23 protein-coding genes are annotated in these 26,959 nt (G+C 61.2%); 18 read left to right on the plus strand and 5 right to left on the minus strand.

Translation table 11 applies throughout. The features are described from left to right. Positions 1-63: 63 nt before the first annotated feature. Entirely contained in the window at positions 64-762 is a 699-nt protein-coding gene (locus tag AC3IX4_RS15420; RefSeq protein WP_489256313.1) for a pirin family protein, read from the plus strand. A 21-nt stretch (positions 763-783) separates the two neighbouring features. Here the strand turns inward: AC3IX4_RS15420 and AC3IX4_RS15425 are convergent, their stop codons facing one another. From AC3IX4_RS15425 to selD, 3 genes are all read right to left on the minus strand, one after another. Further along, complete coding sequence (locus tag AC3IX4_RS15425) at positions 784-1,530, minus strand: phytanoyl-CoA dioxygenase family protein (RefSeq protein WP_489261293.1); 747 nt, start codon at positions 1,528-1,530, stop codon at positions 784-786. Positions 1,531-1,873: 343 nt separating this feature from the next. Then, positions 1,874-2,977: a tRNA 2-selenouridine(34) synthase MnmH gene (mnmH, locus tag AC3IX4_RS15430; RefSeq protein WP_489256314.1), complete on the minus strand. Its 1,104-nt coding sequence runs from the start codon at positions 2,975-2,977 to the stop codon at positions 1,874-1,876. Then, positions 2,977-4,011, minus strand: a complete 1,035-nt coding sequence (selD, locus tag AC3IX4_RS15435) for a selenide, water dikinase SelD (RefSeq protein WP_489256315.1) — start codon at positions 4,009-4,011, stop codon at positions 2,977-2,979. The genes mnmH and selD overlap by 1 nt, the downstream gene beginning before the upstream one ends. Positions 4,012-4,118: 107 nt before the next feature. On the opposite strand from selD, the gene AC3IX4_RS15440 reads away from it, so the two are divergent. The 6 genes from AC3IX4_RS15440 (at position 4,119) to AC3IX4_RS15465 (ending at position 10,557) form a co-directional block, all read left to right on the plus strand. Then, positions 4,119-4,970: a putative selenate ABC transporter substrate-binding protein gene (locus AC3IX4_RS15440; RefSeq protein ID WP_489256316.1), complete on the plus strand. Its 852-nt coding sequence runs from the start codon at positions 4,119-4,121 to the stop codon at positions 4,968-4,970. Beyond that, on the plus strand, positions 4,967-5,764 hold the full coding sequence (locus AC3IX4_RS15445) for a phosphonate ABC transporter ATP-binding protein (RefSeq protein WP_489256317.1): 798 nt from the start codon (positions 4,967-4,969) through the stop codon (positions 5,762-5,764). Before AC3IX4_RS15440 ends, AC3IX4_RS15445 begins: the two co-directional genes overlap by 4 nt. Further along, positions 5,758-6,585, plus strand: coding sequence for a PhnE/PtxC family ABC transporter permease (locus AC3IX4_RS15450; RefSeq protein WP_489256318.1), 828 nt, complete (start codon positions 5,758-5,760; stop codon positions 6,583-6,585). The genes AC3IX4_RS15445 and AC3IX4_RS15450 overlap by 7 nt, the downstream gene beginning before the upstream one ends. Then, the gene (gene phnE, locus AC3IX4_RS15455; protein ID WP_489256319.1) at positions 6,582-7,349 is read left to right on the plus strand and encodes a phosphonate ABC transporter, permease protein PhnE; all 768 of its coding nucleotides are present in this window, start codon (positions 6,582-6,584) and stop codon (positions 7,347-7,349) included. The genes AC3IX4_RS15450 and phnE overlap by 4 nt, the downstream gene beginning before the upstream one ends. Positions 7,350-7,589: 240 nt before the next feature. After that, on the plus strand, positions 7,590-9,911 hold the full coding sequence (locus AC3IX4_RS15460; protein WP_489256320.1) for a heavy metal translocating P-type ATPase: 2,322 nt from the start codon (positions 7,590-7,592) through the stop codon (positions 9,909-9,911). 199 nt (positions 9,912-10,110) lie between these two features. Continuing rightward, complete coding sequence (locus AC3IX4_RS15465; RefSeq protein ID WP_489256321.1) at positions 10,111-10,557, plus strand: nuclear transport factor 2 family protein; 447 nt, start codon at positions 10,111-10,113, stop codon at positions 10,555-10,557. Here AC3IX4_RS15465 and AC3IX4_RS15470 read toward each other — a convergent pair. Continuing rightward, positions 10,554-12,392 (minus strand): sigma 54-interacting transcriptional regulator, encoded by a 1,839-nt coding sequence (locus AC3IX4_RS15470; protein ID WP_489256322.1) that lies wholly within the window; start codon positions 12,390-12,392, stop codon positions 10,554-10,556. The genes AC3IX4_RS15465 and AC3IX4_RS15470 overlap by 4 nt on opposite strands. Positions 12,393-12,749: 357 nt before the next feature. Between AC3IX4_RS15470 and pchA the strand changes: the two genes are divergently transcribed. The 6 genes from pchA (at position 12,750) to AC3IX4_RS15500 (ending at position 18,930) form a co-directional block, all read left to right on the plus strand. Further along, complete coding sequence (gene pchA, locus AC3IX4_RS15475; protein WP_489256323.1) at positions 12,750-14,225, plus strand: 4-hydroxybenzaldehyde dehydrogenase; 1,476 nt, start codon at positions 12,750-12,752, stop codon at positions 14,223-14,225. 48 nt (positions 14,226-14,273) lie between these two features. Then, positions 14,274-14,609, plus strand: a complete 336-nt coding sequence (locus AC3IX4_RS15480; RefSeq protein ID WP_489256324.1) for a c-type cytochrome — start codon at positions 14,274-14,276, stop codon at positions 14,607-14,609. A 10-nt stretch (positions 14,610-14,619) separates the two neighbouring features. After that, entirely contained in the window at positions 14,620-15,312 is a 693-nt protein-coding gene (locus AC3IX4_RS15485; protein WP_489256325.1) for a hypothetical protein, read from the plus strand. A 12-nt stretch (positions 15,313-15,324) separates the two neighbouring features. Next, positions 15,325-16,893 carry an FAD-binding oxidoreductase gene (locus tag AC3IX4_RS15490; RefSeq protein ID WP_489256326.1) on the plus strand — a complete coding sequence of 523 codons (1,569 nt, stop codon included), beginning with the start codon at positions 15,325-15,327 and terminating at the stop codon, positions 16,891-16,893. A gap of 60 nt (positions 16,894-16,953) precedes the next feature. Further along, positions 16,954-17,322, plus strand: coding sequence for a c-type cytochrome (locus AC3IX4_RS15495; protein WP_489256327.1), 369 nt, complete (start codon positions 16,954-16,956; stop codon positions 17,320-17,322). 708 nt (positions 17,323-18,030) lie between these two features. Then, positions 18,031-18,930 carry a polysaccharide deacetylase family protein gene (locus tag AC3IX4_RS15500; protein ID WP_489256328.1) on the plus strand — a complete coding sequence of 300 codons (900 nt, stop codon included), beginning with the start codon at positions 18,031-18,033 and terminating at the stop codon, positions 18,928-18,930. 57 nt (positions 18,931-18,987) lie between these two features. Here the strand turns inward: AC3IX4_RS15500 and AC3IX4_RS15505 are convergent, their stop codons facing one another. Then, positions 18,988-19,473, minus strand: coding sequence for a VOC family protein (locus AC3IX4_RS15505; protein WP_489256329.1), 486 nt, complete (start codon positions 19,471-19,473; stop codon positions 18,988-18,990). Between the two features lie 169 nt (positions 19,474-19,642). Between AC3IX4_RS15505 and AC3IX4_RS15510 the strand changes: the two genes are divergently transcribed. The 5 genes from AC3IX4_RS15510 to AC3IX4_RS15530 all read left to right on the plus strand — a co-directional run bounded on the left by AC3IX4_RS15510 (position 19,643) and on the right by AC3IX4_RS15530 (position 26,869). Continuing rightward, positions 19,643-21,109 (plus strand): MBL fold metallo-hydrolase, encoded by a 1,467-nt coding sequence (locus AC3IX4_RS15510; RefSeq protein ID WP_489256330.1) that lies wholly within the window; start codon positions 19,643-19,645, stop codon positions 21,107-21,109. 23 nt (positions 21,110-21,132) lie between these two features. Beyond that, positions 21,133-22,512, plus strand: a complete 1,380-nt coding sequence (locus AC3IX4_RS15515; RefSeq protein ID WP_489256331.1) for a DUF1329 domain-containing protein — start codon at positions 21,133-21,135, stop codon at positions 22,510-22,512. A 116-nt stretch (positions 22,513-22,628) separates the two neighbouring features. After that, positions 22,629-24,212: a hypothetical protein gene (locus AC3IX4_RS15520; protein ID WP_489256332.1), complete on the plus strand. Its 1,584-nt coding sequence runs from the start codon at positions 22,629-22,631 to the stop codon at positions 24,210-24,212. Positions 24,213-24,317: 105 nt separating this feature from the next. Beyond that, positions 24,318-25,694 carry a pyridoxal-phosphate dependent enzyme gene (locus AC3IX4_RS15525; RefSeq protein WP_489256333.1) on the plus strand — a complete coding sequence of 459 codons (1,377 nt, stop codon included), beginning with the start codon at positions 24,318-24,320 and terminating at the stop codon, positions 25,692-25,694. Then, positions 25,691-26,869 carry a trans-sulfuration enzyme family protein gene (locus AC3IX4_RS15530; protein ID WP_489256334.1) on the plus strand — a complete coding sequence of 393 codons (1,179 nt, stop codon included), beginning with the start codon at positions 25,691-25,693 and terminating at the stop codon, positions 26,867-26,869. Before AC3IX4_RS15525 ends, AC3IX4_RS15530 begins: the two co-directional genes overlap by 4 nt. Positions 26,870-26,959: the final 90 nt, after the last annotated feature.

The raw sequence follows: 26,959 nt of genomic DNA on the forward strand, positions 1-26,959 counted from the left end.
CGCTTATTTTCGATAATAAATTGATGGATGATGGCGCTGTGACGAACTGAACTGGAGACCGCCATGCTGCAATTGCGTCCGTTTGCATCCCTCGGTGCGGCCAACCATGGCTGGCTGGATGCTCATCATCATTTTTCCTTTGCAAGCTACCACGACCCCAAGCGCATGCATTGGAGCAACCTGCGTGTCTGGAATGACGACGTGATCGCAGCGGGCACCGGCTTCCCGCAACACCCCCACCACGATATGGAAATCATCACTTACGTACGTGAAGGCGCGATTACCCACCAGGACAGCTTGGGTAACAAGGGCCGAACCGAGGCCGGTGATGTTCAGGTGATGAGCGCAGGCACCGGCATTGCCCACAGCGAATACAATCTGGAAGCCGGGCCGACCCGCATTTTCCAGATCTGGATCATTCCCGACGAAAGCGGCGCCGCGCCGTCGTGGGGCGCGCGCCCGTTTCCCAAGGGTGAGCGCGGTGAAGGCTTCGTGACCCTCGCCAGCGGCAAGGCCGGCGACGATCAGAGCCTGCGCATCCGCGCTGATGCGCGCTTGGTGGCGGCCACCCTGAAGGCAGGCGAGACGGCTGAATATCGATTGGATAAAGGCCGCCGGGCCTATCTGGTACCCGCCACCGGCATCATCGACATCAATGGCTTGCGTGCTGGCGCACGGGATGGGGTGGCGGTTGAGGAGGAGTCGCTGCTGCGCGTGACGGCGATCGAAGACAGCGAGATCGTCTTGGTGGATGTCGCCTGACGCAAAGCCTCACCCTCCCCGTCAGTCATATTCCGCTTCGTCATGATCCCCCAACAGCCGCCGCTGGCGCGCGGTGGCGGCTGCTATCACTGCCCGGTTGAATTGCCATTGCAAATAGGGCGAGAACTTTTGCGCCACCATGCGCCGACCGTAGTGCACCTGGAGCATATAGCGGCTGCGATGCGGATCCAGATTCGGGCTACCGCCATGCCACAGTTCACTGCGAAACATCAGGGCATCGCCAGCGTGGCAGTAGACCGGCTGGGCCGGCGTACCCCGCCATTGGCTCTCTCCCGCCAGCGGCGCGCGTCCAGAACGGTGGCTGCCAGGAACGACCCGGGTGGGTGCCAGCGCCTCGTCAATGTCGTCCAGGTACAGTTGCAGGGTGCAGATAGACAGGGGCAACTCGAAGGTCGGGTCATCGAGCAAGGCCTGGGGCAGTGCCATCGCCAAGTAATCGATGTGCAAGTCTGAGCCGATGAACCCTGGGTGACAGCGCCAGGCCGTTTGACCGATCACATGACAATCCTCGCCCAACACCGCTTCGGCCAGGGTAATGGCTGTGGGCAAGTCGAGGTAATCCAACCAGAATGGATCACGATTGAAGACACATTTGTAGTGATCGAGCACGCCCTGGTAATCCCAGTGCAGGGGGCGCAACGCATCGATGGCCTGACGCACCGCCTGGACCTGCGCAGGGCTGATCAGGGCCGGCAACAGGGTATAGCCATCGCGATGCAGGGCGTGGACCTGCTCAAGGGTGTTCATCATCGAGCCCTCATCAGATATAAGGCTGTCACTGCCTGCCCTTATTGCAATAGGCCATCGATGCATAGGTATCTACTCATCTTTTGGCGTACTGCTACGAATGTAGCCGCTGACGAGGTACGAGGCTGCGATCGGCAGCGAAGCGGCCGTAAAACCTGAGACCGTAATCCATCAGGCACACCGAAGGGCCTGAATTTACGACGGCTTCGCCGCCGATCGCAGCCTCGTACCTCGGCAGCGGCTACAAGAGCCGTGCTGCCCCAGAGTTGTGTAGATACCTATGGCCATCGATGACCAACATTCAAGAAGTGGCGTCACAGGTTGGCTTTTAAGCTAGCCAAGCTCAGCGCCGCGCCTTGCGCTGTTGCAAGTAGGCGACCACTTCAGCATGGTCGCCTGAAAACTCAAGACGAGACGCTTTGTGCTCGCGCTGGAAGGCATACATCGGGTCGTAGTACTCACGCAGCAACCCTTCGATCCAGCCACGGTGCAAATCCACCGCGCCACTCTGCGCCTGCTCTTCCAGCGCTTGCCGCATGATTGCCGCAAGGCGTGCATGGCGCTCGCCGCCCAGGCGCTTGAGGATGTTGTCCAGGCTTTGCAGCAGCCGTTCGGCGTAGCGGGCAAACCCCTGCTCTTCTCCGTCCACGGTGCGGTATTCGCTCGCCAACTGGATGATGTAGTCGTTGAGGATACGCTGCACTCGGTTCTCGAAACTGTCTTCCAGCCAGACCATCGGCAAATGCTGCATGGTCTGATAAAGCTCCAGGGGCACTGCACAGCTGCCAATCATCCGCCCTTCGTCTTCCAGCACGAATTGTTCGGTGCCCGCGGCGCGCTGCTTGAGGAGGTCGATGGCCAGGTTGTTTTCAAAAGAGATCTGCGCCGGCTGGCCGGTGGCACGCTTGCCAAAGCTGGAGCCCCGGTGATTGGCGTGGCCTTCCAGGTCCAGGCTGTTATCCAGCGCATGGATCACCTCTGTCTTGCCGGTGCCGGTCAGGCCACCCACCAGCACGAAATCGCATTGCTCCACGGCCTGCTGGGTGGTTTCCAGCAAGAACGTACGCAAGGCCTTGTAGCCGCCCACCACGCGCGGGTATTCGATGCCCGCCTCGGTTTTCAGCCACTGTTGAACGATCTGTGAACGCAGGCCACCACGAAAGCAATACAGGTAACCGGCCGGGTTGGCACGGGCAAACTCGGCCCAACCCTGGAGGCGCTCCTCTTTAGTGCGGCCGCTGACCAATTGATGGCCCAGTTCAATGGCGGCTTGCTGGCCCTGTTGTTTGTAGCAAGTCCCGACTCTTTCGCGTTCACTGTCGGTCATCAGCGGCAAGTTGACCGTGTGTGGAAAAGCGCCCTTTGCAAACTCGACAGGCGCACGGGCGTCCATCATCGGCCGGTCGTTCAGAAACAGTTCTCGGTAGTCTGCGGTATCGCCACGCATCACAGGACCTCGACCGCGTAACGCTGTCGCTCCACCAACTGGCCGATGGGTGACAGGTTCAGGCCCAATTCGCCGGCAAGCGCCAAAAACTCCGCCTCGCCTTCCGGCGCCACTGCCACCAATAGCCCACCGCTGGTTTGCGGGTCACAGAGCAAATGCTGTTGCGCCTCGCTGATCGGCGCGATCTTTTCGCCATAACTTTCAAAGTTGCGCAGGGTGCCACCGGGCACGCAGCCTTCGGCCAGGTAATAGTCCACCCCCGGCAGGCGCGGCACGCTGGCGTAGTCCAGCTGTGCGGTCAGGTTGGCCCCGTCGGCCATTTCGACCAGGTGGCCCAGCAGGCCGAAACCGGTGACATCGGTCATGGCCTGCACGCCGGCGAGCTTGCCGAAGCAGCTGCCGGGTTTGTTCAGGGTACACATCCAGTCCCGCGCCAGGCCGATGTCTTCGGCGCGCAGTTTGGACTTCTTCTCGGCGGTGGTCAGAATGCCAATGCCCAATGGCTTGGTCAGGTAGAGCCGGCACCCGGCGCTGGCCGTGTCGTTACGCTTCATATGGCGCTTCTCGACCACGCCGGTCACGGCCAGGCCGAAGATGGGTTCGGGCGCATCGATCGAATGCCCGCCGGCCAGCGGGATGCCCGCCGCGTCGCACACCGCACGGCCGCCACGAATCACCTCGCGAGCCACTTCCGGGCCCAGCAGGTTGACCGGCCAGCCGAGGATGGCAATGGCCATCAGCGGATCACCGCCCATGGCATAGATGTCGCTGATGGCGTTGGTGGCGGCGATGCGGCCGAAGTCGAATGGGTCATCAACGATGGGCATGAAGAAATCGGTCGTGGATACCACGCCGCGTTCGTCGTCCAGGGCATACACCGCTGCGTCGTCCCGCGAGGCGTTGCCCACCCAGAGTTTGGGGTCGAGGTTTTGTGCGCCGCTGCCGGCCAGGATCACCTCCAGCACCTTGGGAGAAATCTTGCAGCCACAGCCTGCGCCATGGCTGTATTGGGTCAAACGGATCGGCTCGCTCATCGTATACCTCGCATCACTGAGAACGCGGATTCTAACAAAGCTGGCCTTTCATCGGGGCGCTCCTATAATCGCCAGCAAATCGACCTGTTCAGTGATGGAGAATACTCATGCTCAAGCGAGCCCTGGTGCTTCTGGCAAGTGCTGCCTTGACCCTTTCGGCAAGCCTGGTTCAGGCTAGCGACGTGCTCAAGGTCAGCGCCATACCCGATGAGGCGCCGACTGAGTTGCTGCGCAAGTTCAAGCCGCTGGGCACCTACCTTGAGCAACAACTGGGCATGAAAGTGGAATTCGTGCCGGTGGCCGATTACCCAGCCGTGGTCGAGGCACTGGCCTCGGATCGCCTGGACATGGCCTGGCTCGGCGGTTTCACCTTCGTCCAGGCGCGCCTGAAAACCGGTAATGCCATCCCCCTGGTACAGCGTGAACAGGACGCCCAGTTCACCAGCAAATTCATTACCGCCGACCCTGGCGTCAAGTCGCTGGCTGACCTGAAGGGCAAGTCCTTCGCCTTCGGCTCGGTTTCTTCGACGTCCGGCAGCCTGATGCCGCGTTACTTCATGATCAAGGACGGCATCAAGCCAGAAACCTACTTCAGCCGTGTGGGGTATTCCGGCGCCCATGACGCCACGGTCGCCTGGGTCCAGGCCGGCAAGGTCGATGCCGGTGTACTCAACGCCAGTGTCTGGGAAAAGCTGGTCAAGGCCGGCAAGGTCGATACAGGCAAGGTCAAGGTGTTCGCCACCACCCCGACCTATTTCGACTACAACTGGACCGTACGCGGCACCCTGGACCCCGCCCTGGCCGAAAAAATCAAACAGGCCTTCCTGGCACTCGACCCCGCCAATCCCGCGCACAAAGAGATCCTAGACCTGCAGGCCGCCAGCCGCTTTATCGAGACTCGCCCGGAAAACTATAAAGGCATCGAAGAGGCAGCCCGGGCCGCCGAACTGTTGAAATGAGTCTTCAAGCCTCAAGCGCCACCTTGCAACACGTTAACGGCGTCCACGCCCTGCGCGGCGTGGACCTCACCATTGCCGCCGGCGAACGGGTGGCCATTATTGGCCCGTCCGGGGCCGGCAAATCGAGCTTGCTGGGCCTGCTGGCCAGTGCGGTAGCGCCCAGCGCTGGCCGTATCGAAGTATTGGGACAAGATCCGTGGCAAATGGGCGTCAGCGCCCGCCAAAGCCTTCGCGCGCGTATTGGCCTGGTGCATCAGGCGCCACCACTGCCCCCACGCCAGCGGGTGATCACTGCTGTGTTGGCCGGCAAGCTGGGCCAGTGGGGGCTATGGCGCAGCCTTTTGAACCTATTGCATCCGCTGGATATCCCGGGCGCCCGCGAAGTACTGGCGCGACTGGACCTGGCCGATAAGCTGTTCGTCCGTTGCCAGCAACTCTCCGGTGGCCAGTTGCAGCGCGTCGGTATCGCCCGCGCGTTGTACCAGGCCCCCGAAGTGCTGCTGCTGGACGAGCCGGTGTCCGCCATGGACCCGGTGCTGGCCGACCATACCTTAAGCGTTCTCGCCCGCCACGCCGAGGCAAGCGGCGTTACCCTGGTTGCCAGTTTGCACGCAGTGGAACTGGCGCTGGCGCACTTCCCTCGCATTGTCGGCATACGCGAGGGGCGCATCGTTTTTGACAAAGTGGCCAGTGAGGTCGATCAAAGCCTGCTCGATGCCCTTTATGCCAACGAACAACTGGTGCCGCCAGAACCCGTTGCCGTCACCCTGAACCTGCAGATTCCGCAATGCTGAGTGCTGACCGTCGCGACCCCGCCACCCTGCCCCGCCTGCTGCTGACCCTACTGGCCGTGGCGCTGCTGTGGCCGGGTATCCACCTTTCGGAACTCGACCTGAGCGTACTGGTGCAGTCCGACAGCCGAAGCGAGATAGGTCGCTTTGTAGCGGGCTTCTGGCCGTTGGCGCACTCACCGGAGTTCTTGCAACTGCTGTGGGACGCCAGCTTGCAAACCCTGGCCATCGCTACGGCAGGGATGGCCCTGGCCTTGCTGATTGCCATCCCAGCCAGCCTGTTCGCCAGCCGGGCCCTGTCGCTGTCGGCGGCCTCACGCGGCGGTCGACCGAGTGCGCTGGGCCAAGCGTTGCGCTGGCCGGTGCGCGGCCTGTTGATCTTCTTGCGCAGCGTGCCAGAAATCGTCTGGGCGCTGCTCTTTGTTCGCGCGGTCGGTCTGGGCGCCACGGCCGGTGTCTTGGCGATCGCGATCACCTATGCCGGTATGCTCGGCAAGGTCTATGCGGAAATCTTCGAGTCCATCGACCAACGCCCCATGCACGCCCTGCTGCTGAGCGGCAGTGGTCGACTACCGGCTTTCTTGTATGGCGTACTGCCCAATGCTGGCGCCGAACTGGTTTCCTACACCGTGTACCGCTGGGAGTGTGCGATCCGCGCCTCGGTGGTGATGGGCTTTGTCGGCGCCGGTGGCCTGGGCCAGCAAATTGATCTGTCGCTGCGCATGTTTGCCGGGGGCGAAGTCGCCAGCATGTTGCTGACGTTCGTGGTGTTGGTGTTGATGGCTGACCAACTCAGCCGCTTGCTGCGGACAAGACTGACATGAAGCGCCTGGTTAACCTGACCTTGATCGGCGCGATCATCGTGGCCGTGATCGCCTCCTTTGCCTATTTGGGCCTTGACCTGGCGGCCATCAGCGAGTCCTCCAACCTCAAGCAAATGGGCCAATACGCCGCCCGCTTCCTGCAGCCGGACTTGAGCCAGGCGCACCTGCTCGCCATCGCACGCGGCGCCCTGGAAACCCTGGCCATGTCCGCGTTGGGCACCCTGCTGGCGGCACTGGCCGGTATGCTCCTGGCACTGCCCGCCGCGGGGCATTTCGGCACGCTGCTGCAAGGCATCACCCGGCTGCTGCTCAACTGCCTGCGTGCGATTCCCGAACTGGTCTGGGCCGCGCTGATGGTGCTGGCGGCAGGGCTTGGCCCCAATGCCGGTACCCTTGCCCTGGCCTTGCACACCACGGGCGTGTTGGGCCGGCTGTTTGCCGAAGCACTGGAAAATACTCCCCCTGCCCCGGCCGAAGCCATTCGTCTGCAGGGCGGCAGCCAGATCGAGGCGTTCTGTTACGGCACCCTTCCCAACCTCTGGCCGCAAGTCTTGGCCTACACCCTCTACCGCTGGGAAAACAACATCCGTATGGCCAGCGTCTTGGGCTTTGTGGGCGCGGGCGGTCTGGGCCAGATGCTCTACGTCAGCCTGAGCCTGTTCCAGGAAGCCCAGGCCAGCACGGTGATCCTGGCCATGCTGGTGCTGGTGTTTGCCGTGGATGCGCTAAGCGGCTGGAGCCGACAGCGCTACATCCGAGCTTGACCCCTGTAGGAGCCGACCTTGGTCGCGATGGCATCACCGCGAATACCGGATAGTCCGCGGTGATGCCATCGCGATGGTCCGGCATTCCGGTAAACTCGGCTCCTACAACGCCCGGTGCAGGCTATTGAACCGGACGATGAGCATGACTTGCTGACGTATTGGGTCACCGAACAATCCGCTTGACCTTGTAGCCGCTACAGGGTGTTCACTCAGCGCATAACTTGCCAAGAGTGAGCATTGATGAAGAACTGCTGCGGCGACGAGCGAGGAAAGGAAAACCAGACGGGGACTCTGCGCCCCGCCTCCACCTTGTACACCCTGAGGGAGCCGTTGAAGCCTGCTCCCCATGCTCATGGGCATGGATGCTGCGCGCCTGCCAGCAATGTCACTTCCTCCCGCCAACCCTCGATCGACTTGAGTGCGTCTGCTCGCTTGAGCCGCTTTCGCATCAGCGATATGTGCTGCCCGTCCGAGCAAACCATGATCGAGGGCAAACTGGGCAAGATGCGCGGTGTTCATAAGTTCGAATTCAACACCCTGAATCGCACGCTGGGCGTGTGGCACGAGTTGCCGGACACCTTGGGCATTGAAGCGGCGGTGGCTACCCTGGGCATGCGCGCCGAACCGCTGAAAGTCGAACCCGCTATGGGCGACACCGCCCATGATGATCATGACCATCCCGTACCCGACAAAGGCGGCTGGTGGGTATTGGCACTGGCAGGGATAGCGGCCGCGGCGGCTGAAGTGTTGCATTTCACCAATGCCGCCCCGTCATGGGCGGTGGCCCTGGTGGCTCTGGTCTCTATTGCGCTCTGCGGCCCGACCACTTACAAGAAGGGCTGGGTCTCGATCAGGCACTTGAACCTGAACATTAATGCCTTGATGAGCATCGCAGTCACCGGCGCGGTGCTGATTGGCCAGTGGCCGGAAGCGGCCATGGTGATGTTTCTGTTTACCGTTGCCGAACTGATCGAAGCGCACTCGCTGGACCGGGCACGCAATGCCATCCAGGGGCTGATCAACCTGACCCCTGAACGGGCAACGGCTCGCCAGCCCGATGGCAGTTGGCTTGAGGTGGATGTCAAAACCCTCGCGTTGGGGGCACATGTGCGGGTACGCCCCGGCGAGCGTATCGGGCTGGATGGCGAGGTGGTCCTCGGTCAGTCCACTGTCAATCAGGCCCCGATCACAGGCGAAAGCTTGCCGGTCGACAAAGCGCAGGGCGATGCGGTCTATGCGGGCACCATCAATGAATCCGGTTCTTTCGAGTACCGCGTGACGGCACTGGCCGGTAATACCACGCTGGCGCGCATCATCCACGCGGTCGAAGAGGCCCAGGCTACCCGTGCACCTACCCAGCGCTTCGTCGATCAGTTCGCCAAGGTCTACACACCCGCCGTGGTCGTGTTCGCCCTGGCCATTGCGCTGGTAGCGCCGCTGACCCTGGGCGGGCTGTGGACCGACTGGATTTATCGGGCGCTGGTGCTGTTGGTGGTGGCCTGCCCTTGTGCGCTGGTAATCTCCACGCCGGTGTCGATTGTAAGCGGTTTGGCGGCAGCGGCGCGCAAAGGCATTCTGGTCAAGGGCGGCGTGTATTTGGAGATCGGCGCCAAACTGGACTTCATCGCCCTGGACAAGACCGGCACCCTGACCCATGGCAAACCGGTGCAAACCGATTATCTGCCCTTGGCACAAACGCAAGGCCTGGCCCCTCAACTGATCGCCGCAAGCCTTGGAGCGCGTTCCGATCACCCGGTCTCGCAGGCCATCGCCAAACAAACTTCCATCTTCAAATCCGTCGAGCATTTCGAGGCGCTGGCCGGCCGTGGCGTCAAGGGCAGTATCGAGGGGCAGGTCTATCACCTGGGCAATCAGCGCCTGGTGGAAGAGCTGGGCTTTGCCAGTGCACCGTTGGACCAAATGCTTCAGACATTGGAAAGCCAAGGTAAAACCGTTGTCGCCCTGATCTGCGACACCGGGGTTCTGGCGCTGTTCGCCGTGGCCGATACGCTCAAGGACACAAGCCAGTCCGCAATCCAAGCACTCCATGAGCTTGGCATCAAGACCTTGATGTTGAGCGGTGACAACCCACACACAGCCCAAGCCATTGCTCGTCAGGTTGGCATCGATCAAGCGCGTGGCAACCTGCTGCCCGACCACAAGTTGGCCGCCATTGGCGAACTGCAAGGCGCTGGCCATGTCGTGGGCATGGTCGGCGACGGCATCAACGACGCCCCGGCGCTGGCCAAGTCGCAGATCGGCTTTGCCATGGGCGCAGCCGGTACCGGGACAGCCATCGAAACGGCAGACGTTGCGTTGATGGACGATGACCTGCGTAAAATCCCGGCGTTCGTGCGGCTATCAAGGCAAACCGCCGCGATCCTCAAACAGAACATCGCCTTCGCGATTGGCGTTAAAGCAGTGTTTCTGGTGTTTACCCTGATGGGCATCGCGACCATGTGGATGGCGGTCTTCGCGGACGTTGGCGTCAGTGTGCTGGTCATCCTCAATGGCCTGCGGTTGCTGAACGCGCGCCGCGGTTTGCCTGGTGTATTGCGGTGACTGCATTCGCGGGCAAGCCTCGCTCCTACACAGGTCGGTAGGAGCAGGCTTTAGCCGCGATGAACGCGCTGCGGTTTGCCTGATGAATTGCGCAGCCCCCATCGCGGCTAAAGCCTGCTCCTACAGTCGTCCATCTGGACGATGCAGGACCGTGGCGTGCTTGTGAGGATGAGCCATTCTCTGTGAGCAAGGATCCGTGATGAGTACCAGCGCCGTCGAAATTGCCAACCTGCTGTACCTGTACGCCGAAAAAATGGATGACGGAGACTTCACAGGCGCCGCCGCCCTTTTCCAGCACGCACGCTTGCAGGTCAAAAACAGCGAACAAGGGCTGGATGCGGGGGCATTGCTACTGATCTGGCAGCAGCACATCAGAATCTACCCCTGCGGGACGCCGCGTACCAAACACGTCATCAGCAACCCGATCATCGAAATCGATGAGGCATCAGGCAAGGCTACGGTCCGTTCCTACTACACCGTCTTGCAGGCCACCGAGGAGCTCCCCTTGCAGCCCATTGCCGCGGGCCGCTACTGGGATGAGTTCGAGCGCGTGGACCAGCGCTGGCGCTTCAGCTTTCGCGATTACTCTCACCTTGAGATGGTGGGTGACTTGAGTCAGCACCTGCACGGCCTTGCCCTCGATTAACCGCCCTTGAGGCGATAACTGACCTGCGCACGGCTCATGCCGAGCATCTGCGCCGCCGCCGTGATGTTGCCCCCTGAACGTTCCATGGCCAGGTGCACCAGGCGCAGCTCGATCTCTTCCAGGGAGGTGCTCAAGACCCGTTGGCGACCGGACACAAAGTCCTGCAAACTCTCCAGCGTCGGCTCGCGTGGTGCGGCTTCTCTTGCTTGCTCGGCCGCAGGCGCCGAGGGCTTCTGCGCTTGCCCCTCGGTCGCCGCCAACCGGCCCTCAGGGGTCAAACCGACGGCCGTGGCCATCAACGGTGCGCCGGCCTCGGCCAGGTGCACGACATCAATCGCCTCGCCTTCCCCTGCGGCAATCACACCGCGCTCGATCAGGTTTTGCAGCTCGCGGATATTGCCCGGGAAGCGGTACGTCAGCAGCGCATTGACCAGCCGCGTGCTGAAACCGGCCAATTGACGGCCATGGCGCAGGCTGAATTTGCGCAGGAAATAGCTCATCAGCAGCGGGATGTCTTCGCGGCGCTCACGCAGCGGTGGCAGGTGAATGGGGAAGACATTCAGGCGGTAGAACAAGTCTTCCCGAAAGCGCCCCGCCTCGACTTCCCGGCGCAGGTCCAGGTTGGTCGCGGCGATCACCCTGACATCCACATGGATTGGCGCACTGCCGCCCACGCGCTCGATCTCGCCTTCCTGCAGGGCGCGCAGGATCTTGCTTTGCGCGCTGAGGCTCAAGGTCGCGATTTCGTCGAGGAACAAGGTGCCGCCGTCGGCCCGTTCGAATCGGCCGGGGCGAGAACGCTCGGCGCCGGTAAAGGCCCCCCGCTCCACGCCAAACAGCTCGGCCTCCACCAGGTTTTCCGGCAAGGTCGCGCAGTTCAGGGCAACCAACGGCTTTTGAGCACGCGCACTGGCCTGATGCAAGGTGCGGGCAAACAGCTCTTTACCCACGCCCGATTCGCCAGTCAGCAACACCGTGGCCTGGGTCGACGCCACGCGCTGCAGCAGTTGACTGGCCGCCACGAAGGCTGCGGATATGCCCACCAACGGTTTGCCATCGGCCGGTTCCTCAAGGTCAGCCACGAGGGTCTCGGTACCCGAGGCATAGGTGCTGTGGCTGAGAAAGTCGCCAGGGTCCAGATAGGCAAGATCCGCGTCGATATCGTCCCACTGATCGAATGGCTTGCCGACGATGCGACAAGCCTGATGGCCCATTGCGCGGCATTCCAGCTCGCGAAAAACCACCAATCGACCGAGCAATGACGAAGCATAGCCACTGGCATAGCCGATCTCCATCCAGCAAGCTGGCTCGCCACCCAGGCCATAGGCCGCGATGTGCTCATCGTCTTCGAGTGAGTTGTGCCAAAAAAACTCGGAATAGAAATGGCCGACACTGGAATCGATCTCGAATCGCACCACCTCGACATTGACCATGCCTTCGAGCATGTGCAGCCGAGGCCCGGCGCTGTATAGGCTGGCGTGATCACCTTCTGGCCACTGCTCGCTGACTTGCGCGGCATCGCGTGCCCCGGCCTGCCAGCCAATACGCGTCAGCAGCCCCCGCGCCTTGTCAAACCCCAACGCCTCGATCAGTTCCCGACGTATGGCGCCGAAGGCCGAACCTTGCAGCAACATCACGCGCTGGCCGCACAGCCAGATGCTGCCGTCCTGCGGCGCGAATGCCACGGTCTCGGCCAATTGCTCGGCCGAGGGCAGGCCACTGGCACCGAACTGGCTGGCCGGGTCGACGATCACGCGTTTCTGACGGCTCAGCATCTGCTTGAGAAACTCCTCATCAGCAGGGCGTCCGGGCTTGAGCGGGGGTGTACGAGTCATAAACAGTCAACAAGAGGCAGGTAGTAGCCTTTCAGTATGCCCAGACCTTTCAGGGGGTCAATCTTCGGTTCATTGGCCTGACGGCGCTGAGCTATAACTAATCCGATAATCGCCCAGACTCTATGCCTGTCGAGGTTTCTGCAGCCTGATGACTTCTCTGCATAAATTTCTGCGCACGGCGGCTTTGTTTTTTTCTGTAGCAAAATTTTTTCTCTTTGAAAATCAACATAAGCTTCTGTTTTTATTGGTTTTTATTTCTTATCAAAACATTGGCACGAAAGTTGTTTAAGGCATACCAGACACTTTCAAAACCAAGACAAGTGATGTGCTGTCGCCCCAAATAAGAGAGAGAAGTCCATGAACGCTAATCCCCTCGCCTATCAGAATCTTGACTTACAGCCGCTGGCCGGACAATGGCGTGCTGGCAGTACCGACCGTGTGCTGGAAGTCTTCGACCCGTTTACCCAAATCCGCTTACTTGAGATCCGCCAAGCCAATCGTCAGGACCTTGATGAGGCTTATCGCAAAGCGCGCGAAACCCAGGCCGGCTGGGCCGCCAAAGGGCCTGCCGAGCGCGCCAAGGTGATGCTTGCCGCCGTCAGGATCTTTGACGAGCGCCGTGAAGAAATCATCGATTGGATCATTCGCGAGTCTGGCAGTACCCGCATCAAGGCTCAGATCGAATGGGGCGCCGCGCGCGCCATTACGCTTGAGTCGGCCAGCCTGCCAAGCCGTGTGCATGGGCGCATCATGGCATCCAATGTCCCGGGCAAGGAAAGCCGCGTCTACCGCAAAGCCTTGGGTGTCATCGGTGTCATCAGCCCTTGGAACTTCCCGCTGCACTTGACCGCCCGCTCCCTGGCGCCCGCCCTGGCACTGGGCAACGCGGTGGTGGTCAAGCCGGCCAGTGATACCCCCGTCACCGGCGGCCTGCTGCTGGCGCGAATCTTTGAAGAAGCCGGCCTGCCCGCGGGCGTGCTCAGCGTGGTGGTCGGCTCCGGCGCGGAGATTGGCGATGCTTTCGTCGAACACCCCGTTCCAGCCTTCATTTCCTTCACCGGCTCCACTCAAGTGGGCCGCAATATCGGCCGCATCGCCAGTGGTGGCGAGCACCTCAAGCATGTCGCGCTGGAACTGGGTGGCAACAGCCCGTTCGTGGTCCTGGCCGATGCCGACGTCGAACTGGCCGTCAATGCCGCCGTGGTGGGCAAGTTTCTGCACCAAGGGCAGATCTGCATGGCGATCAACCGCATCATCGTCGAGCAACCGCTGCTTGAAGCCTTTACAGAACGCTTCGTCGAGCGCGTCAAGGCACTGCCTTATGGCGACCCGAGCAAGGCCGAGACCGTCGTTGGCCCGGTAATCAACAGCAAGCAACTGGCTGGCCTGCAAGAAAAAATCGCCATCGCCCAGGCCGAAGGCGCGCAAATGCTGGTCGGCGGGCAAGCCCAAGGCAACGTTCTGCCACCCCATGTGTTTGGCGCCGTGACCGCCGACATGGAAATCGCTCGCGAAGAAATCTTCGGCCCACTGGTCGGGATTCAGGCCGCCCGCGATGCCGAGCATGCCCTGGAACTGGCCAATGGCAGTGAATACGGGCTGTCCAGCGCGGTGTTCACCTCAAGCCTTGAGCGTGGTGTGCAATTCGCCCAGCGCATTCACGCAGGCATGACCCACGTCAACGACATCCCGGTCAACGATGAACCCAACGCGCCGTTCGGTGGCGAGAAAAACTCGGGGCTGGGTCGTTTCAACGGCGACTGGGCCATCGAAGAGTTCACCACCGACCACTGGATAACCTTGCAGCACGCGCCACGGCACTACCCGTTCTGAGCCCAGCCTTTGATGAACCCCATTACCAATAAGAAAATGGAGTACGAAATGTCCTCACTCCTCAACCGCCCAGCGGCGAAACGATCCTTGGCGGCTTGTATTGCCCTGCCATTGCTTGTGCTGGCTGGCCACGCCGCTGCCGATGGCGACGGCGTCTGGAAAGGCGGTGAAAACGTCTACGCAAAAGTCTGCGGCCACTGCCACGAACATCAGGTGGGCCCGCAGATTACCGGCCGCCAATTGCCGCCTGAGTACATCCACGCCATCGTGCGCAATGGTTTCAGGGCCATGCCCGCCTTCCCCGCCTCGTTCATCGACGACAACTCGCTGCAGCAAGTGGGCGAGTACATTTCCAAAAGCCCGGCCCCGGCGGCCAAGCCTTGAGGATCCAACCATGAACGTCGAACGTCGTACATTGCTCAAGGGCATGGCCCTGGGCGGCCTGGCGAGTGTTGCCATCGGCAGCTCGGGCCTGGCCATGGCCGATAGCGTATTGGGTACCCGGCCCCGCACGGCCCTGCCGACGTTGGCCCTGGTCAGCGGCGAAGTGGCCAAGTCGGCCTTTGTCGAAGGCATCAACGCCAGCCCTACGGCTCGGCAGGCCAAGGTACAACGCACCGACCTGGGCCTGGACTTTGTCCTGGGCCTGGAAAAGCGCCTGCGCAGTGGCCAGCCACAACGCATCATCGGCCTGGTCGACGATGCCAGTGCTGCCCTGATCCTGGACATTGCGCGCAGTGCCGGCGCACGCGTGCAGTGGGTTGGCCAGCATCACGCCACGGCCAACAGCTCACAACACCAGTTGCTCAGTTCCGAAGCCGCCAGCGGCTGCGCTGCGCAATTGGGCCTGAACCTGAACGCCTGCGGCACAGGCTTCAAGCTGCATGAGCAACGGCTGCAGGGGCGACCTGCACCGCTGCAGTTGTCGGCCGCCGCGCGCAGCAACGCAGGTTCTGAGCAATGGGCCGCCACCTTGGGCTACACCCTGGCCACCCTGGGCACCGCCGACCTTGGCCAGGCACCGCTGCTCGGTAGCCGTCCGTCGCCGATGACCGGTCATTTCGTTTCGTTTTCGATAGAGGCTTGAAGGAGCTGATCGATGTCTGACAATACCAACAACAAGCTGCTCCCACGTGGCGTCAACAGCGCCCACTTCGACCAAGCCATTGCCAAGTTCCGCGCGCTGCTGGGCGATGAAAACGTGCTGGTCAAGGATGATCAACTGGTCCCTTACACCAAGATAATGATGGCCGTGGACACCGCCGAGCACGTCCCGTCTGCCGCCGTGACCGCCACCACCGTCGAACAGGTGCAGGGCGTGGTGAAAATCTGCAACGAGCACAAGATCCCGGTGTGGACCATTTCCACCGGTCGCAACTTCGGCTACGGCTCGGCGGCACCTGGCCAACGCGGCCAGATCATTCTGGACCTGAAGAAGATGAACAAGATTCTTCATGTCGACCCCGAACTCTGCACGGCCCTGGTCGAACCGGGCGTGACCTACCAGCAGCTCTACGACTACCTGCAGGAAAACAACCTGCCCTTGATGCTGTCGTTTTCCGCGCCATCGGCCATCGCCGGGCCCTTGGGCAATACCATGGACCGTGGCGTCGGCTACACCCCTTATGGCGAGCACTTCTTGATGCAGTGCGGCATGGAAGTGGTGCTGGCCAGCGGCGACGTGTATCGCACCGGCATGGGTGGGGTTAAAGGCGACAACGCCTGGCAAGTATTCAAATGGGGCTATGGCCCGACCCTGGACGGCATGTTCACCCAGGCCAACTACGGCATCTGCACCAAGATGGGCTTCTGGCTGATGCCCAAGCCGCCGGTGTTCAAGCCGTTCGAGATCCGTTTCGACGAAGATTCGGACATTGCCGACATCGTCGAATTCATCCGCCCGCTGCGTATCGCCCAGGTCATCCCCAACTCGGTGGTGATCGCCGGCGTGTTGTGGGAAGCCGCGACCTGCAACGTCCGTCGCTCCGACTACACCACCGAGCCGGGCGCGACCTCCGACGCCATCCTCAAGCAGATCCAGAAAGACAAGGGTCTTGGCGCCTGGAACGTCTACGCCGCTCTGTACGGCACTAAAGAGCAGGTCGAGGTGAACTGGAACATCGTCACCGGCGCCCTCAAGCAACTGGGCAAGGGAAAGATCATCACCCAGGAAGAAGCCGGTGATACCCAGCCGTTCAAGTACCGTGCGCAGTTGATGTCGGGCGTGCCGAACTTGCAGGAGTTTGGCCTGTACAACTGGCGTGGCGGTGGTGGCTCGATGTGGTTCGCCCCGGTGAGCCAGGCCCGTGGCAGCGAGTGCGACAAGCAACAGGCGCTGGCCAAGAAAACCCTGAACAAGCACGGCCTGGACTATGTCGGCGAATTCATCGTCGGCTGGCGCGACATGCACCACGTGATCGACGTGCTTTACGACCGCTCAAACCCTGAAGAAACCAAGCGTGCCAACGCCTGTTTTGCTGAGCTGTTGGATGTGTTCGAGAAAGAAGGCTACGCCGTGTACCGCGTCAACACCGCCTTCCAGGAGCGTGTGGCGCAGAGCTACGGCCCGGTCAAGCGCAAGGTGGAACATGCCATCAAGCGTGCCTTGGACCCGAACAACATCCTGGCACCGGGCAAATCCGGTATCGACCTCGCCAACAACTTCTGAATGCTCTTGCCCACCCCGCCAGCCTTGTCTGGCGGGTTTTTATGACCGTTAGGAAACACCATGACTTACACCCAACTGCTCGCGGCCAGCGCCCTGCTGCTGACCGCTCCTTTTGCCCTGGCCCAAGGCGACGCTGCGCAAGGCAAAGCCTTGTTTACCGCCCAGTGCGGCTTTTGCCACAGCCCGGACGCGGGTAAAAACCTGATGGGGCCGAGCCTGCACCAGGTATTTGGTCGCACCAGCGGCCAGGCACCGGCGTTCAAATACACCCCGGCCCTGCAAGGCGCTAACCTTCAATGGAATGAAGCCAACCTGGACAAATGGTTGACCAGCCCGGCGACCATGCTGCCGGGGAACATGATGATGTTCCCTGGCCAGGCCGATCCGCAAAGCCGCCAGAACCTGATCGCCTACATCAAAACCTTGTAGGAGCGACGGGGGCGCCTAGCCTTTAGTCGCGATAGCATCACCGCGGTCTACGATGAACCGCGGTGATGCTATCGCAGCATAGGTATCTACACAATTCTGGGGCAGCGCGGCTCTTGTAGCCGCTGCCGAGGTACGAGGCTGCGATCGGCGGCGAAGCCGTCGTAAATTCAGGCCCTTCGGTGTGCCTGATGGATTACGGTCTCAGGTTTTACGGCCGCTTCGCTGCCGATCGCAGCCTCGTACCTCGTCAGCGGCTACATTCGTAGCAGTAGACGAGTTCAGCGAGGCCAGGTCCGGGGACGTAGTCCTCGCAAAGCCTGTACTCGCGGTGTATCTGAATACTGAAGTGCCAGGTTTTACGACTGCTGCGCAGCCGGACGTGGCCTCGTTCTACTCGTCCACTGCTACGAAATGCAGTACACCAAAAGATGTGTAGATACCTATGGCTATCGCAGCCAAGCAGGCTGTGTGAAAACTCAAAATTTGGTTGATTTAGGGGGTACTTGACCCCCTCCCGACTAGTCGATCGTCGCGTGTACGCGATTACAGGAGGTCGTTTTTTGAGTGGGTCGACTTTTGTCGGAGTTTTCACACAGCCTGCAAGGCTGGCTCCTACCCGGAGCGCACCGATCGGGACACCACCGGTCGTTTTGAGGAATAGAGGTTACAATCGCGCCTCTGTCTGTTTGATCGGACCTTGGTGTCTCTATGAAAGCGATGTTTACCCTTCTCTGCGTGCTGGCGATTGCAGCGAGCCTTGGCGGTTGTATCGGGCCGCCGATGGCCTTGACGCCACAAACCGCACAACGGCTGCAGGCGCAGCCGCCTATCCGCTTTTTGCTGACCTTTGACGACGGCCCCAGCGCCTCCTCGTTCTACAACCCCTCGAGTTCGGTGCTCGACGACCTGGCCGATAACCCTGTACAGCCGGGGATCAAGGCGGTCTTTTTTGTGCAGACCCGTGCACCCAGGGCCGGGGGTAGCGAGATTGGCAAGAAAATCATGCACCGCGAGCATGACGAAGGTCATATCCTGGGGTTTCACACAGCAACGCCCTGGCACACCAACCATCGCTCCCTAGACCCACAGGTACTGGAAGAATCACTCACCAACGGAACCGCCGACATTGCCGCGATCAGCGGAGCGCCACCGGTGCTGGTGCGTCCGCCCTTCTGGAATTACGACAAACGCACTTTTGCCGCCTATCAACGGCATGGCCTGCATGTGTTGTTGACCGACCTGAGTGCCAATGACGGCAAGGTCTGGGGTATCACCGCCAGCCCGCAACGGCGGGCCAACCTGCTCAAGCACTTGGCCGAACTGCGCGAGAAGATTGCCGCTGGGGAACAACCCGTGGTCGATGGGGTGATTCCGGTGGTAGTGACCTTCCACGACCTCAACCGCTACACCGCCCGGCATATGCAGGAGTACCTGCAGATCCTGATGGACTGTGCACGCCAGACCGGCGTGAAAACGGCGGACAAGCCGTTCTACGACGATCGAGTGCCGCTGCTGCGAGCCGCCATGGCGCGCACCGTGCAAGACACCTCCCAGCCCGTCCAATTGCCCGGGTTCTGGAATTGGTGGTGGGAAGGTAATACGCACTAGGTTTACCCAACCTTTACCGATCCCCAGCAAGGGCTGCTTCCGGCAGCCTTTGCTGGGTCAGCCTTTCAAAGCGGCCTCAATCGCAGCGATATCGATCTTTCCCATCTCCATCATTGCTTCGAACGCACGCTTGGCCTTGGCGGGATCAGGGTCGGCGATCGCAGTCGTCAGGACCCTTGGCGTGATTTGCCACGACAGCCCCCATTTATCCTTGCACCAGCCGCAGGCGCTTTCCTGGCCACCATTGTCGACAATGGCGTTCCACAAGCGGTCGGTTTCGGCTTGGTCGTCCGTCGCCACCTGAAACGAGAACGCTTCGTTGTGCTTGAATTCCGGGCCGCCGTTAAGCCCCAGGCAAGGGATGCCCATCACCGTGAACTCGACCGTCAAGACATCCCCCTGCTTGCCCGCGGGATAGTCACCGGGCGCGCGATAGACCGTGCCGACGGCACTGTCCGGGAATGTCTTGGCGTAGAAGGTTGCAGCCTCCAAGGCAGCGCCGTCGTACCAGAGGCAGATCGTGTTTTTGCTTTTGCTGGACATTTTGAGGTTCTCCAGAACAGGAAGTGAGAAGCAGTGTAGACAGCCTTTGCCCAGCGTTTGATCCCGCGATTTTCCCTACCATCTGCGTTAGTCCACCTGGACGATGTACAACCCCTCCAACTCGCCCACTTTGAGCACGTCCTTTATCCTCTGAAGGCTATTTTTGAACATGCATAACAATTATAAAAAAACGCTGTTATCGCTCTGCCTGACCTTCGCTTTCCAAGGCGCAAACGCCGACGCACCCACAACACCCGACCCAAAAGCCGTCGAGCGTTTTGAGCTGCGCAGCGAGCTGATGAAGCAATACCCCAATGTGCTCGACACCCTGCGCTCAAACCCGAACGCTGGCTTCGGTGGCGCGATGTCCCCAGCCATCGCCAACCACATGTACAGCCGCACTGATCAAGCGGCGATAGCCGATGCCCGGTCGATGCTCAAAGTCGAGCAACACGGCAAGGGCACTTGGCTGCTGCGCTTCCCCTTTGTGAACGTCGCGGTGTTCGAGACCTCCGAGGGCCTGGTGTTGGTCGATTCCGGCTATGCCCCGGCAGGCCCGGCACTGCTGGAGGCCCTGCGCAAGATCAGCGACAAGCCCGTCAATACCATCATCATTACTCACCACCACGCCGACCATGCCTTTGGCGCCTGGGCGCTGTTGGCTGCAGGTGAAAAGCCGCGCATCGTCGCCACCGACGCTTATCTTTCGGAACTGGCGATCGACACCCGCCTGGTCAACTTTTCGATCGTGCGCCTGAACAACCAAGACCCGCGCGATGTGCCAAGGCGAATGGAAGACACCATCCTGCCGACCGAAACGTTCAGCGGCCAAAAAACCCTGACCATTGGCGGTGAGGACTTCATCCTGACCCAGGCCCGCGGCGAGTCGGCCGATCAACTGTGGGTCAATGTGCCGACGCGCAAAGTGGTGGTGAGCGCCGATTATTGGCAGCCGTTCTTGCTCAATGCCGGCAATGGCAAACGGCGCCAGCGCCATGTCGCCGAGTGGGCACAGGCGTTGCGGGAGATGGCTGCGGCCAATCCAGCCCTGGTACTGCCGATGCACGGTGCAGCCATGACGTCGGCCAGTGATGCCCAAGACAAATTGCTGGCCTCCGCCGACATGCTCGATTCGGCGGTCAACCAGGTGGCCCGTGGGCTGAATGCCGACAAGCGTCCCGACGAGATTGTTGCCTCGGTCAAATTGCCCGAGCAGTTGCAGGGTCGCGCCGACATGGCCGAAACCTACAACCGCTTTCAGGACGTGGCCAAAATGGTCATCAAGGAAGACGGCGGTTGGTGGAATGGCGTGCCATCCGACTGGTCGCCGGCCCCCCTCTCGGCCCTTGGCAGCGAGATGGTGGAATTGAGCGGCGGGATCGACAAAGTCGTCGCTCGCATTCGCCTGTTGCAGGGCACGAACCCAGCCCTGGCCTGCAAGCTGGCGGACCTGGCGTACTTTGCAGCACCCGATAACAAGGAGGTTCTACAAGTGTCCCTGGATGCGTACGCCAAACGCATTATTCCAGGTGTCCCGACCCAGGAAGTCACGGTTTATCTAGAGCACATGCTCAGCCTCAAGCAGAAACTCAAGCACCTGGGTCAGCAACCCCTCCCTCAAACAGCTTCACGTTGATCTTCTATATGGGCAGGTTTTGAATGAACGTTAATAAAAATAAAATCGCGTTAGCCTTGTCTCTACTCACCGGCATGGCGGCCAGCGGTGGTACCTTTGCCAAAGTGTCTCCCGAGGAGGCCGAACAACTCGGCAAGAACCTCACGTGCATGGGCGCCGAGCGCGCCGGCAATGCCGACGGGAGCATTCCGGCCTTCACCGGCGAGTTCGTCGACCGTGTGCCGGGCTGGGATCATAAGCTCTACTCCGGTGAACAACCGGTGGACCCTTTCAAGGATGAGGCGCCGTTGCGGGTGCTGACCCAGAAGAACTACAAGGAACATGCCGAACACCTGACTGACGGCCAGAAAGTGTTGTTCGAGAAATACCCCAGCAGCTACAAGATGAATATCTATGCCGGCAAGCGCATCTTTGGCGTGCCCAAGTACGTGTGCGACCGTGTCAAAGTCAATGCCCTGAACGCGCAGCTTGAACACGACGGCATGGGCGTCAAGGGTCTGGGGCAAGTGCCTTTCCCGATTCCTAAAAGCGGCCTGGAACTGTTGTGGAACCACGCGCTGATTGCCGGCCCCTGGACTCAGGACGTTACCCGTTCGAACGCCTCGGTATTGCCCAACGGCAGCATCGGCTGGGGCAAGACCCGCCTGCGCGGCTTGAACCCGGCCAACAATCCCGATGCGCAAGCGGCAACGGAGGGCGTGCGGGCCTTCTCCTGGAACCTCACCATCCAGCCGCAACGCGAAGCCGGGGTCAATACCGTGGCCCAGGACTTCTACGACTGGAGCACCCAGGGCCGTAATGCCTGGAGCTACAACCCCGGCACCCGACGCGTCCGCCAACTGCCAGGGTTTGGCTTCGACCAACCGATGATCGGCACCAACGGCACCATGGTGATCGACGATGACCGCCTGTTCAACGGCTCGCCTGAGCGCTACGAGTGGAAGAACCTGGGCAAGAAAGAAATCTACATTCCGGTCAACGCCTTTCGCGTCAACAGCGGCCAGGTCAAGTACAGCGAGCTGCTGACACCGGTTCACCCCAACCCCGACTACCTGCGCTTTGAGCTGCGCCGGGTCTGGGTGCTGGAAGCGACGCTCAAGCCTGGCTATCGCCATGTCTACAGCAAACGGGTCATCTACCTGGACGAAGACACCTGGGCGGGCACCCTGGCGGACAACTTTGACGCCCGAGGCAAAATCTGGAAGCACGCGATGATGAACTACTTCCAGCATCCAGACGCGAAGTTGCCGATTTCGGGGGTACAGATTTTCTATGACCTCAACTCGCTGCAATACACCGCGTACGGGCTGACCAACGAAGAGCGCAAAGGCCCGATCATGAACAACCTCAAGCTCACAGCGGACATGTACACCCCGGATGCCCTGCGAGCTGAAGGCCGCTAAAACCCTGGTTGCCTGCGATGGCGTCCCTGAAGTCGCCTGTAGGAGCAGAGCTTGCTCGCGATGGCGTCCCAGAGATCGCCATCGCCGGCAAGCCGTGCTCCTACAAGGAACTGATCATGAAAAAGAGATGGATCCTGGCCGCCAGCACAGCGGCCATTTTTTTACTGCCCTTTGCACTGCTGCCCTTCGCCAATCACGAACGTACCGAAGCGGTGCCTATCCAGGGCCAATCCTCGGCAGCCGTGCAATGGGACAACAGCTTCAAGCCCGCACCGGTCCCCGGCACGATAGAAGCCCACCCCTATCTCGCGCCATCAGGGCAAGGCACCATGCACGGTGACGGATTCCAGTCCGACACCCACCCGGCCAGCGCGCCCATGGGGACCTCCATGGAAGTGCGCACACGCCAGGCCGGCAACTGGCTGCCACGCCAATGCGCGACCTATGTCTACCGCAGCGACGGCAAGATCATCTCGATGTGCGGCGGCCTGACCGGCTTTCGTCTGGTGCTGCTCGATCCAAACTCGCTGCAAATGTTGGCCTACTACGACCTGCCGCTGCGTCCCAGCTCCTTCCAGGCGCTGGTGCATCGCGACATGAGCCTGCAGATGAATGACTCTTCGGGCGGCGCCTACCTGTTTCTCGACAACAAGGATCGCATTGTCCTGGGCGACAGCCGCCAGATCATCCAGCGCATCGCCGTCAAGGAAGAAGCCGGTCAATGGCACTTTGCGCTTGAAAAACAATGGGACATGCGCCCTCACGTGCCCCACGACTGCCAGAACTACGACAACTGGTTCCCGTCTGGTGAGTGCGACATGATCACCACCGTGATGCCTGACGCCAAGGGGCAATACTGGTGGCTGACGCGCTACGGTCGTGTCGGCACGCTCAACCCCGAGACGGGGAACGTGCAACAGGTGCGCTTGGCGAATGAAGAAATCCAGAACGCCATCGCCATGGACAACCGCGCCGTCTACGTGCTGTCAGACCATGCCCAATACGCCTTTGCCGCCGATGAACACGGCATGCCCCAGCAACTGTGGCGCCAAGCCTATGACCGGGGCGACGAACGCAAGGTCGGCACCATCAACCAGGGCAGCGGGACCACCCCGACGCTGTTGGGCGAGCGCTACATCACCTTCGCCGACAACGCCAGCCCCAGGATCAATATCGTGGTGTTGCGCAGGGGCGAACTGCAAGCAGGTGAGCAGCGCGAAATCTGCCGCGTCCCGGTATTTACCGACAACCACAGCGCCACCGATAACTCAATGATCGGCTGGGGACGTTCGATCCTGCTGGAAAACAACTCCGGGTACAAAAGCGCCCACCTGCAAAAGGACTGGAGCGCCATCAGCGGGGGTGTCGTGCGGGTCGATGTCCGGGAAGACGAAAGCGGCTGCGATACGGTCTGGACGTCGCCGATCAAGGCACCCTCCTCGGTCGCCAAGCTGTCGACCGGCAACGGTATTGCCTATTACTACAACGTTGATAGCCACCCCGAGGGCACTCAGGACTGGTCAGTGGTTGGCCTGGATTTCAAGACCGGCAAACAGGTCCTGAAGATCCCGACCGGCCAAGGCAAGGCGTTCGACAACAACTGGAGCTCAATGTCGATCGGCCCGGACGGAGCGCTCTACATCGGCACTACCCGTGGTTTGATCCAGGTGCGCGGCTCGCAACACACCGCACTGCGTTAACGACCGGTTGGTCGGGCATGGTTGCGGCGGGGGCAATCCCCGCCTATGTTCCTAGCGAGGCATTGCCTGCACCTGCAGGCAAGACTGACCGCAGGGAGGTGACACATGCCCAACCACTCCAGTCCCGCCGTCCTGGCGCTCATTGGCAATACGCCAATGGTGCGCGTCAGCCGGTTTGATACCGGGTTGTGCACACTGTTTCTCAAGCTTGAATCACAGAACCCCGGTGGCTCGATCAAGGACCGCATTGGTCTGGCGATGATCGACACCGCCGAACGCGATGGCAGCCTGCGACCGGGCGGGACCATCGTCGAAGCCACCGCCGGCAACACCGGCCTGGGCCTGGCGCTGGTGGGCCGCGCCAAAGGCTACCGGGTGGTGCTGGTGGTACCCGACAAAATGTCCACCGAAAAGGTCTTGCACCTCAAGGCCATGGGCGCTGAAGTGCATATCACTCGCTCCGATGTCGGCAAGGGCCATCCCGACTACTACCAGGACTTTGCCGGACGACTGGCCGCCGAGATTCCCGGCGCATTCTTTGCCGATCAGTTCAATAACCCCGCCAACCCCTTGGCGCATGAATGCAGCACCGCCCCGGAAATATGGGCGCAAACCCAGCATGATCTCGATGCCATCGTCGTCGGCGTGGGCTCGGCCGGCACCCTGACGGGGCTGACCCGCTTCTTTCGTCGTGTACAGCCAAACCTGGTCATGGTGCTGGCCGACCCGATCGGCTCGGTGATGGCCGAATACAGCCGCAGCGGCACCCTCATCACACCCGGCTCCTGGGCCGTGGAAGGCATCGGCGAAGACTTCATCCCCTCGATTGCCGACCTCTCGAGCGTGCGCCATGCCTACTCGATCAGCGATGAAGAAAGCTTCGAGCATGCCCGCCAACTGCTGCGCGCCGAAGGCATTCCCGGCGGCTCTTCCACCGGCACCCTGCTGGCAGCAGCCCTGCGTTATTGCCGCGAACAAACCTCGCCAAAACGGGTGGTCAGCTTTGTCTGCGACACCGGTACCCGCTATCTGTCCAAGGTCTACAACGATCAGTGGATGATCGACCAGGGCTTGCTGCAGCGCAAGCAATACGGCGATCTGCGCGACTTGATCGCACGGCGCTTCGAGGATGGCCGGGTGATCAGCGTGGGCCCGGACGACACGCTGTTGACTGCCTTTCAGCGCATGCGCCTGGCTGACGTCTCGCAACTGCCGGTGCTGGTCGACGGACGCCGGTTGATCGGTGTGATCGACGAGTCGGATATCCTGCTGGGCATCCACGAAGACCCTGCCAACCTGCGTATGACGGTCGCCAGCGCCATGACTGGCACCCTGGAGACGCTTGCGCCGAGTGCCAGCCTTGCCGAACTGCGCTCCGAACTCGACCGTGGCCTGGTGGCGATTATCGCCGACGCCTCGGGCTTCCATGGCCTGATCACCCGCGTCGACCTGCTCAACCACCTGAGGAAATCCCTGCCATGAGCCAGCATGACGAGGCGGGCCCGCCACGGGCCTTTGCGACCCGAGTGATCCATGCAGGCCAATCACCGGACCCGTCCACCGGGGCGCTGATGCCGCCGATCTACGCCAATTCCACCTACATGCAACAAAGCCCCGGCGTACACAAGGGCCTGGACTACGGCCGCTCCCACAACCCCACGCGCTGGGCGCTGGAGCGCTGTGTGGCGGACCTGGAAGGCGGCACCCAGGCCTTCGCCTTTGCTTCCGGGCTGGCGGCGATTTCCTCGGTGTTGGAACTGCTCGATGCAGGGTCGCATATCATTTCCGGCAATGACCTTTATGGCGGGACCTTCAGGCTGTTCGAACGGGTTCGCCGACGCAGCGCAGGGCATCATTTCAGCTTTGTCGACCTGACCGACCTGCACGCCTTCGAACAGGCGATCCAGGAAGACACGCGCATGGTCTGCGTCGAAACGCCGAGCAATCCCTTGTTGAGCCTGGTCGACTTGTCTGCCGTGGCGCGCATCTGTCGCGAGCGAGGCATCCTTTGCGTAGCCGACAACACCTTCGCCAGCCCTTGGATACAGCGCCCGCTGGAGCTGGGCTTCGACATCGTGGTGCACTCGACCACCAAATACCTGAACGGCCATAGCGACGTGGTGGGCGGCATTGCGGTGGTCGGTCACAACGCCGAACTGGCCGAGCGCCTGGGCTTTTTGCAAAACGCAGTGGGCGCCATCGCCGGCCCCTTCGATGCCTTCCTGACCCTGCGCGGGGTGAAAACCCTGGTACTGCGCATGGAGCGACACTGCAGCAACGCGCTGGAACTGGCGACCTGGCTGGAGCGCCAACCGCAAGTGGCGCGGGTGTACTACCCCGGCCTGCCCTCCCACCCACAACACGCGCTGGCAAAGCGGCAGATGCGTAAGTTTGGCGGGATGATCTCCCTGGACTTGAACACAGACCTGGCCGGCGCCAAGCGCTTTCTGGAGGCGGTGCAGATATTCGCCCTGGCCGAAAGCCTGGGCGGCGTTGAAAGCCTGATCGAGCATCCGGCAATCATGACCCACGCCACTATCCCGGCACAAACCCGGGCAGCGCTGGGTATTGGCGATGCACTGGTGCGTTTGTCGGTAGGGGTCGAGGACGTCGAGGATTTGCGGGCTGATCTGGCCCAGGCGCTGGCGCGGATCTAGGCCGGTAGGAGCACGGCTTGCCGGCGATGAAGCCACCGCGGTGTTTCAGATATGGCCTCTCGCGAGCAAGCTCGGCTCCTACCCCTGATC

This window comes from Pseudomonas sp. KH_021 (assembly GCF_057838865.1).

Coding starts and splice junctions, on each gene's coding strand:
- AC3IX4_RS15525 (WP_489256333.1), top strand. CDS start 24,318: ATGCCCAACCACTCCAGTCCCGCCGTCCTGGCGCTCATTGGCAATACG.
- AC3IX4_RS15425 (WP_489261293.1), bottom strand. CDS start 1,530: ATGAACACCCTTGAGCAGGTCCACGCCCTGCATCGCGATGGCTATACC.
- AC3IX4_RS15510 (WP_489256330.1), top strand. CDS start 19,643: ATGCATAACAATTATAAAAAAACGCTGTTATCGCTCTGCCTGACCTTC.
- phnE (WP_489256319.1), top strand. CDS start 6,582: ATGAAGCGCCTGGTTAACCTGACCTTGATCGGCGCGATCATCGTGGCC.
- AC3IX4_RS15450 (WP_489256318.1), top strand. CDS start 5,758: ATGCTGAGTGCTGACCGTCGCGACCCCGCCACCCTGCCCCGCCTGCTG.
- selD (WP_489256315.1), bottom strand. CDS start 4,011: ATGAGCGAGCCGATCCGTTTGACCCAATACAGCCATGGCGCAGGCTGT.
- AC3IX4_RS15500 (WP_489256328.1), top strand. CDS start 18,031: ATGAAAGCGATGTTTACCCTTCTCTGCGTGCTGGCGATTGCAGCGAGC.
- AC3IX4_RS15465 (WP_489256321.1), top strand. CDS start 10,111: ATGAGTACCAGCGCCGTCGAAATTGCCAACCTGCTGTACCTGTACGCC.
- AC3IX4_RS15480 (WP_489256324.1), top strand. CDS start 14,274: ATGTCCTCACTCCTCAACCGCCCAGCGGCGAAACGATCCTTGGCGGCT.
- AC3IX4_RS15470 (WP_489256322.1), bottom strand. CDS start 12,392: ATGACTCGTACACCCCCGCTCAAGCCCGGACGCCCTGCTGATGAGGAG.
- pchA (WP_489256323.1), top strand. CDS start 12,750: ATGAACGCTAATCCCCTCGCCTATCAGAATCTTGACTTACAGCCGCTG.
- AC3IX4_RS15495 (WP_489256327.1), top strand. CDS start 16,954: ATGACTTACACCCAACTGCTCGCGGCCAGCGCCCTGCTGCTGACCGCT.
- AC3IX4_RS15460 (WP_489256320.1), top strand. CDS start 7,590: ATGAAGAACTGCTGCGGCGACGAGCGAGGAAAGGAAAACCAGACGGGG.
- AC3IX4_RS15515 (WP_489256331.1), top strand. CDS start 21,133: ATGAACGTTAATAAAAATAAAATCGCGTTAGCCTTGTCTCTACTCACC.
- AC3IX4_RS15485 (WP_489256325.1), top strand. CDS start 14,620: ATGAACGTCGAACGTCGTACATTGCTCAAGGGCATGGCCCTGGGCGGC.
- AC3IX4_RS15445 (WP_489256317.1), top strand. CDS start 4,967: ATGAGTCTTCAAGCCTCAAGCGCCACCTTGCAACACGTTAACGGCGTC.
- AC3IX4_RS15440 (WP_489256316.1), top strand. CDS start 4,119: ATGCTCAAGCGAGCCCTGGTGCTTCTGGCAAGTGCTGCCTTGACCCTT.
- AC3IX4_RS15420 (WP_489256313.1), top strand. CDS start 64: ATGCTGCAATTGCGTCCGTTTGCATCCCTCGGTGCGGCCAACCATGGC.
- AC3IX4_RS15490 (WP_489256326.1), top strand. CDS start 15,325: ATGTCTGACAATACCAACAACAAGCTGCTCCCACGTGGCGTCAACAGC.
- AC3IX4_RS15530 (WP_489256334.1), top strand. CDS start 25,691: ATGAGCCAGCATGACGAGGCGGGCCCGCCACGGGCCTTTGCGACCCGA.
- AC3IX4_RS15520 (WP_489256332.1), top strand. CDS start 22,629: ATGAAAAAGAGATGGATCCTGGCCGCCAGCACAGCGGCCATTTTTTTA.
- AC3IX4_RS15505 (WP_489256329.1), bottom strand. CDS start 19,473: ATGTCCAGCAAAAGCAAAAACACGATCTGCCTCTGGTACGACGGCGCT.
- mnmH (WP_489256314.1), bottom strand. CDS start 2,977: ATGCGTGGCGATACCGCAGACTACCGAGAACTGTTTCTGAACGACCGG.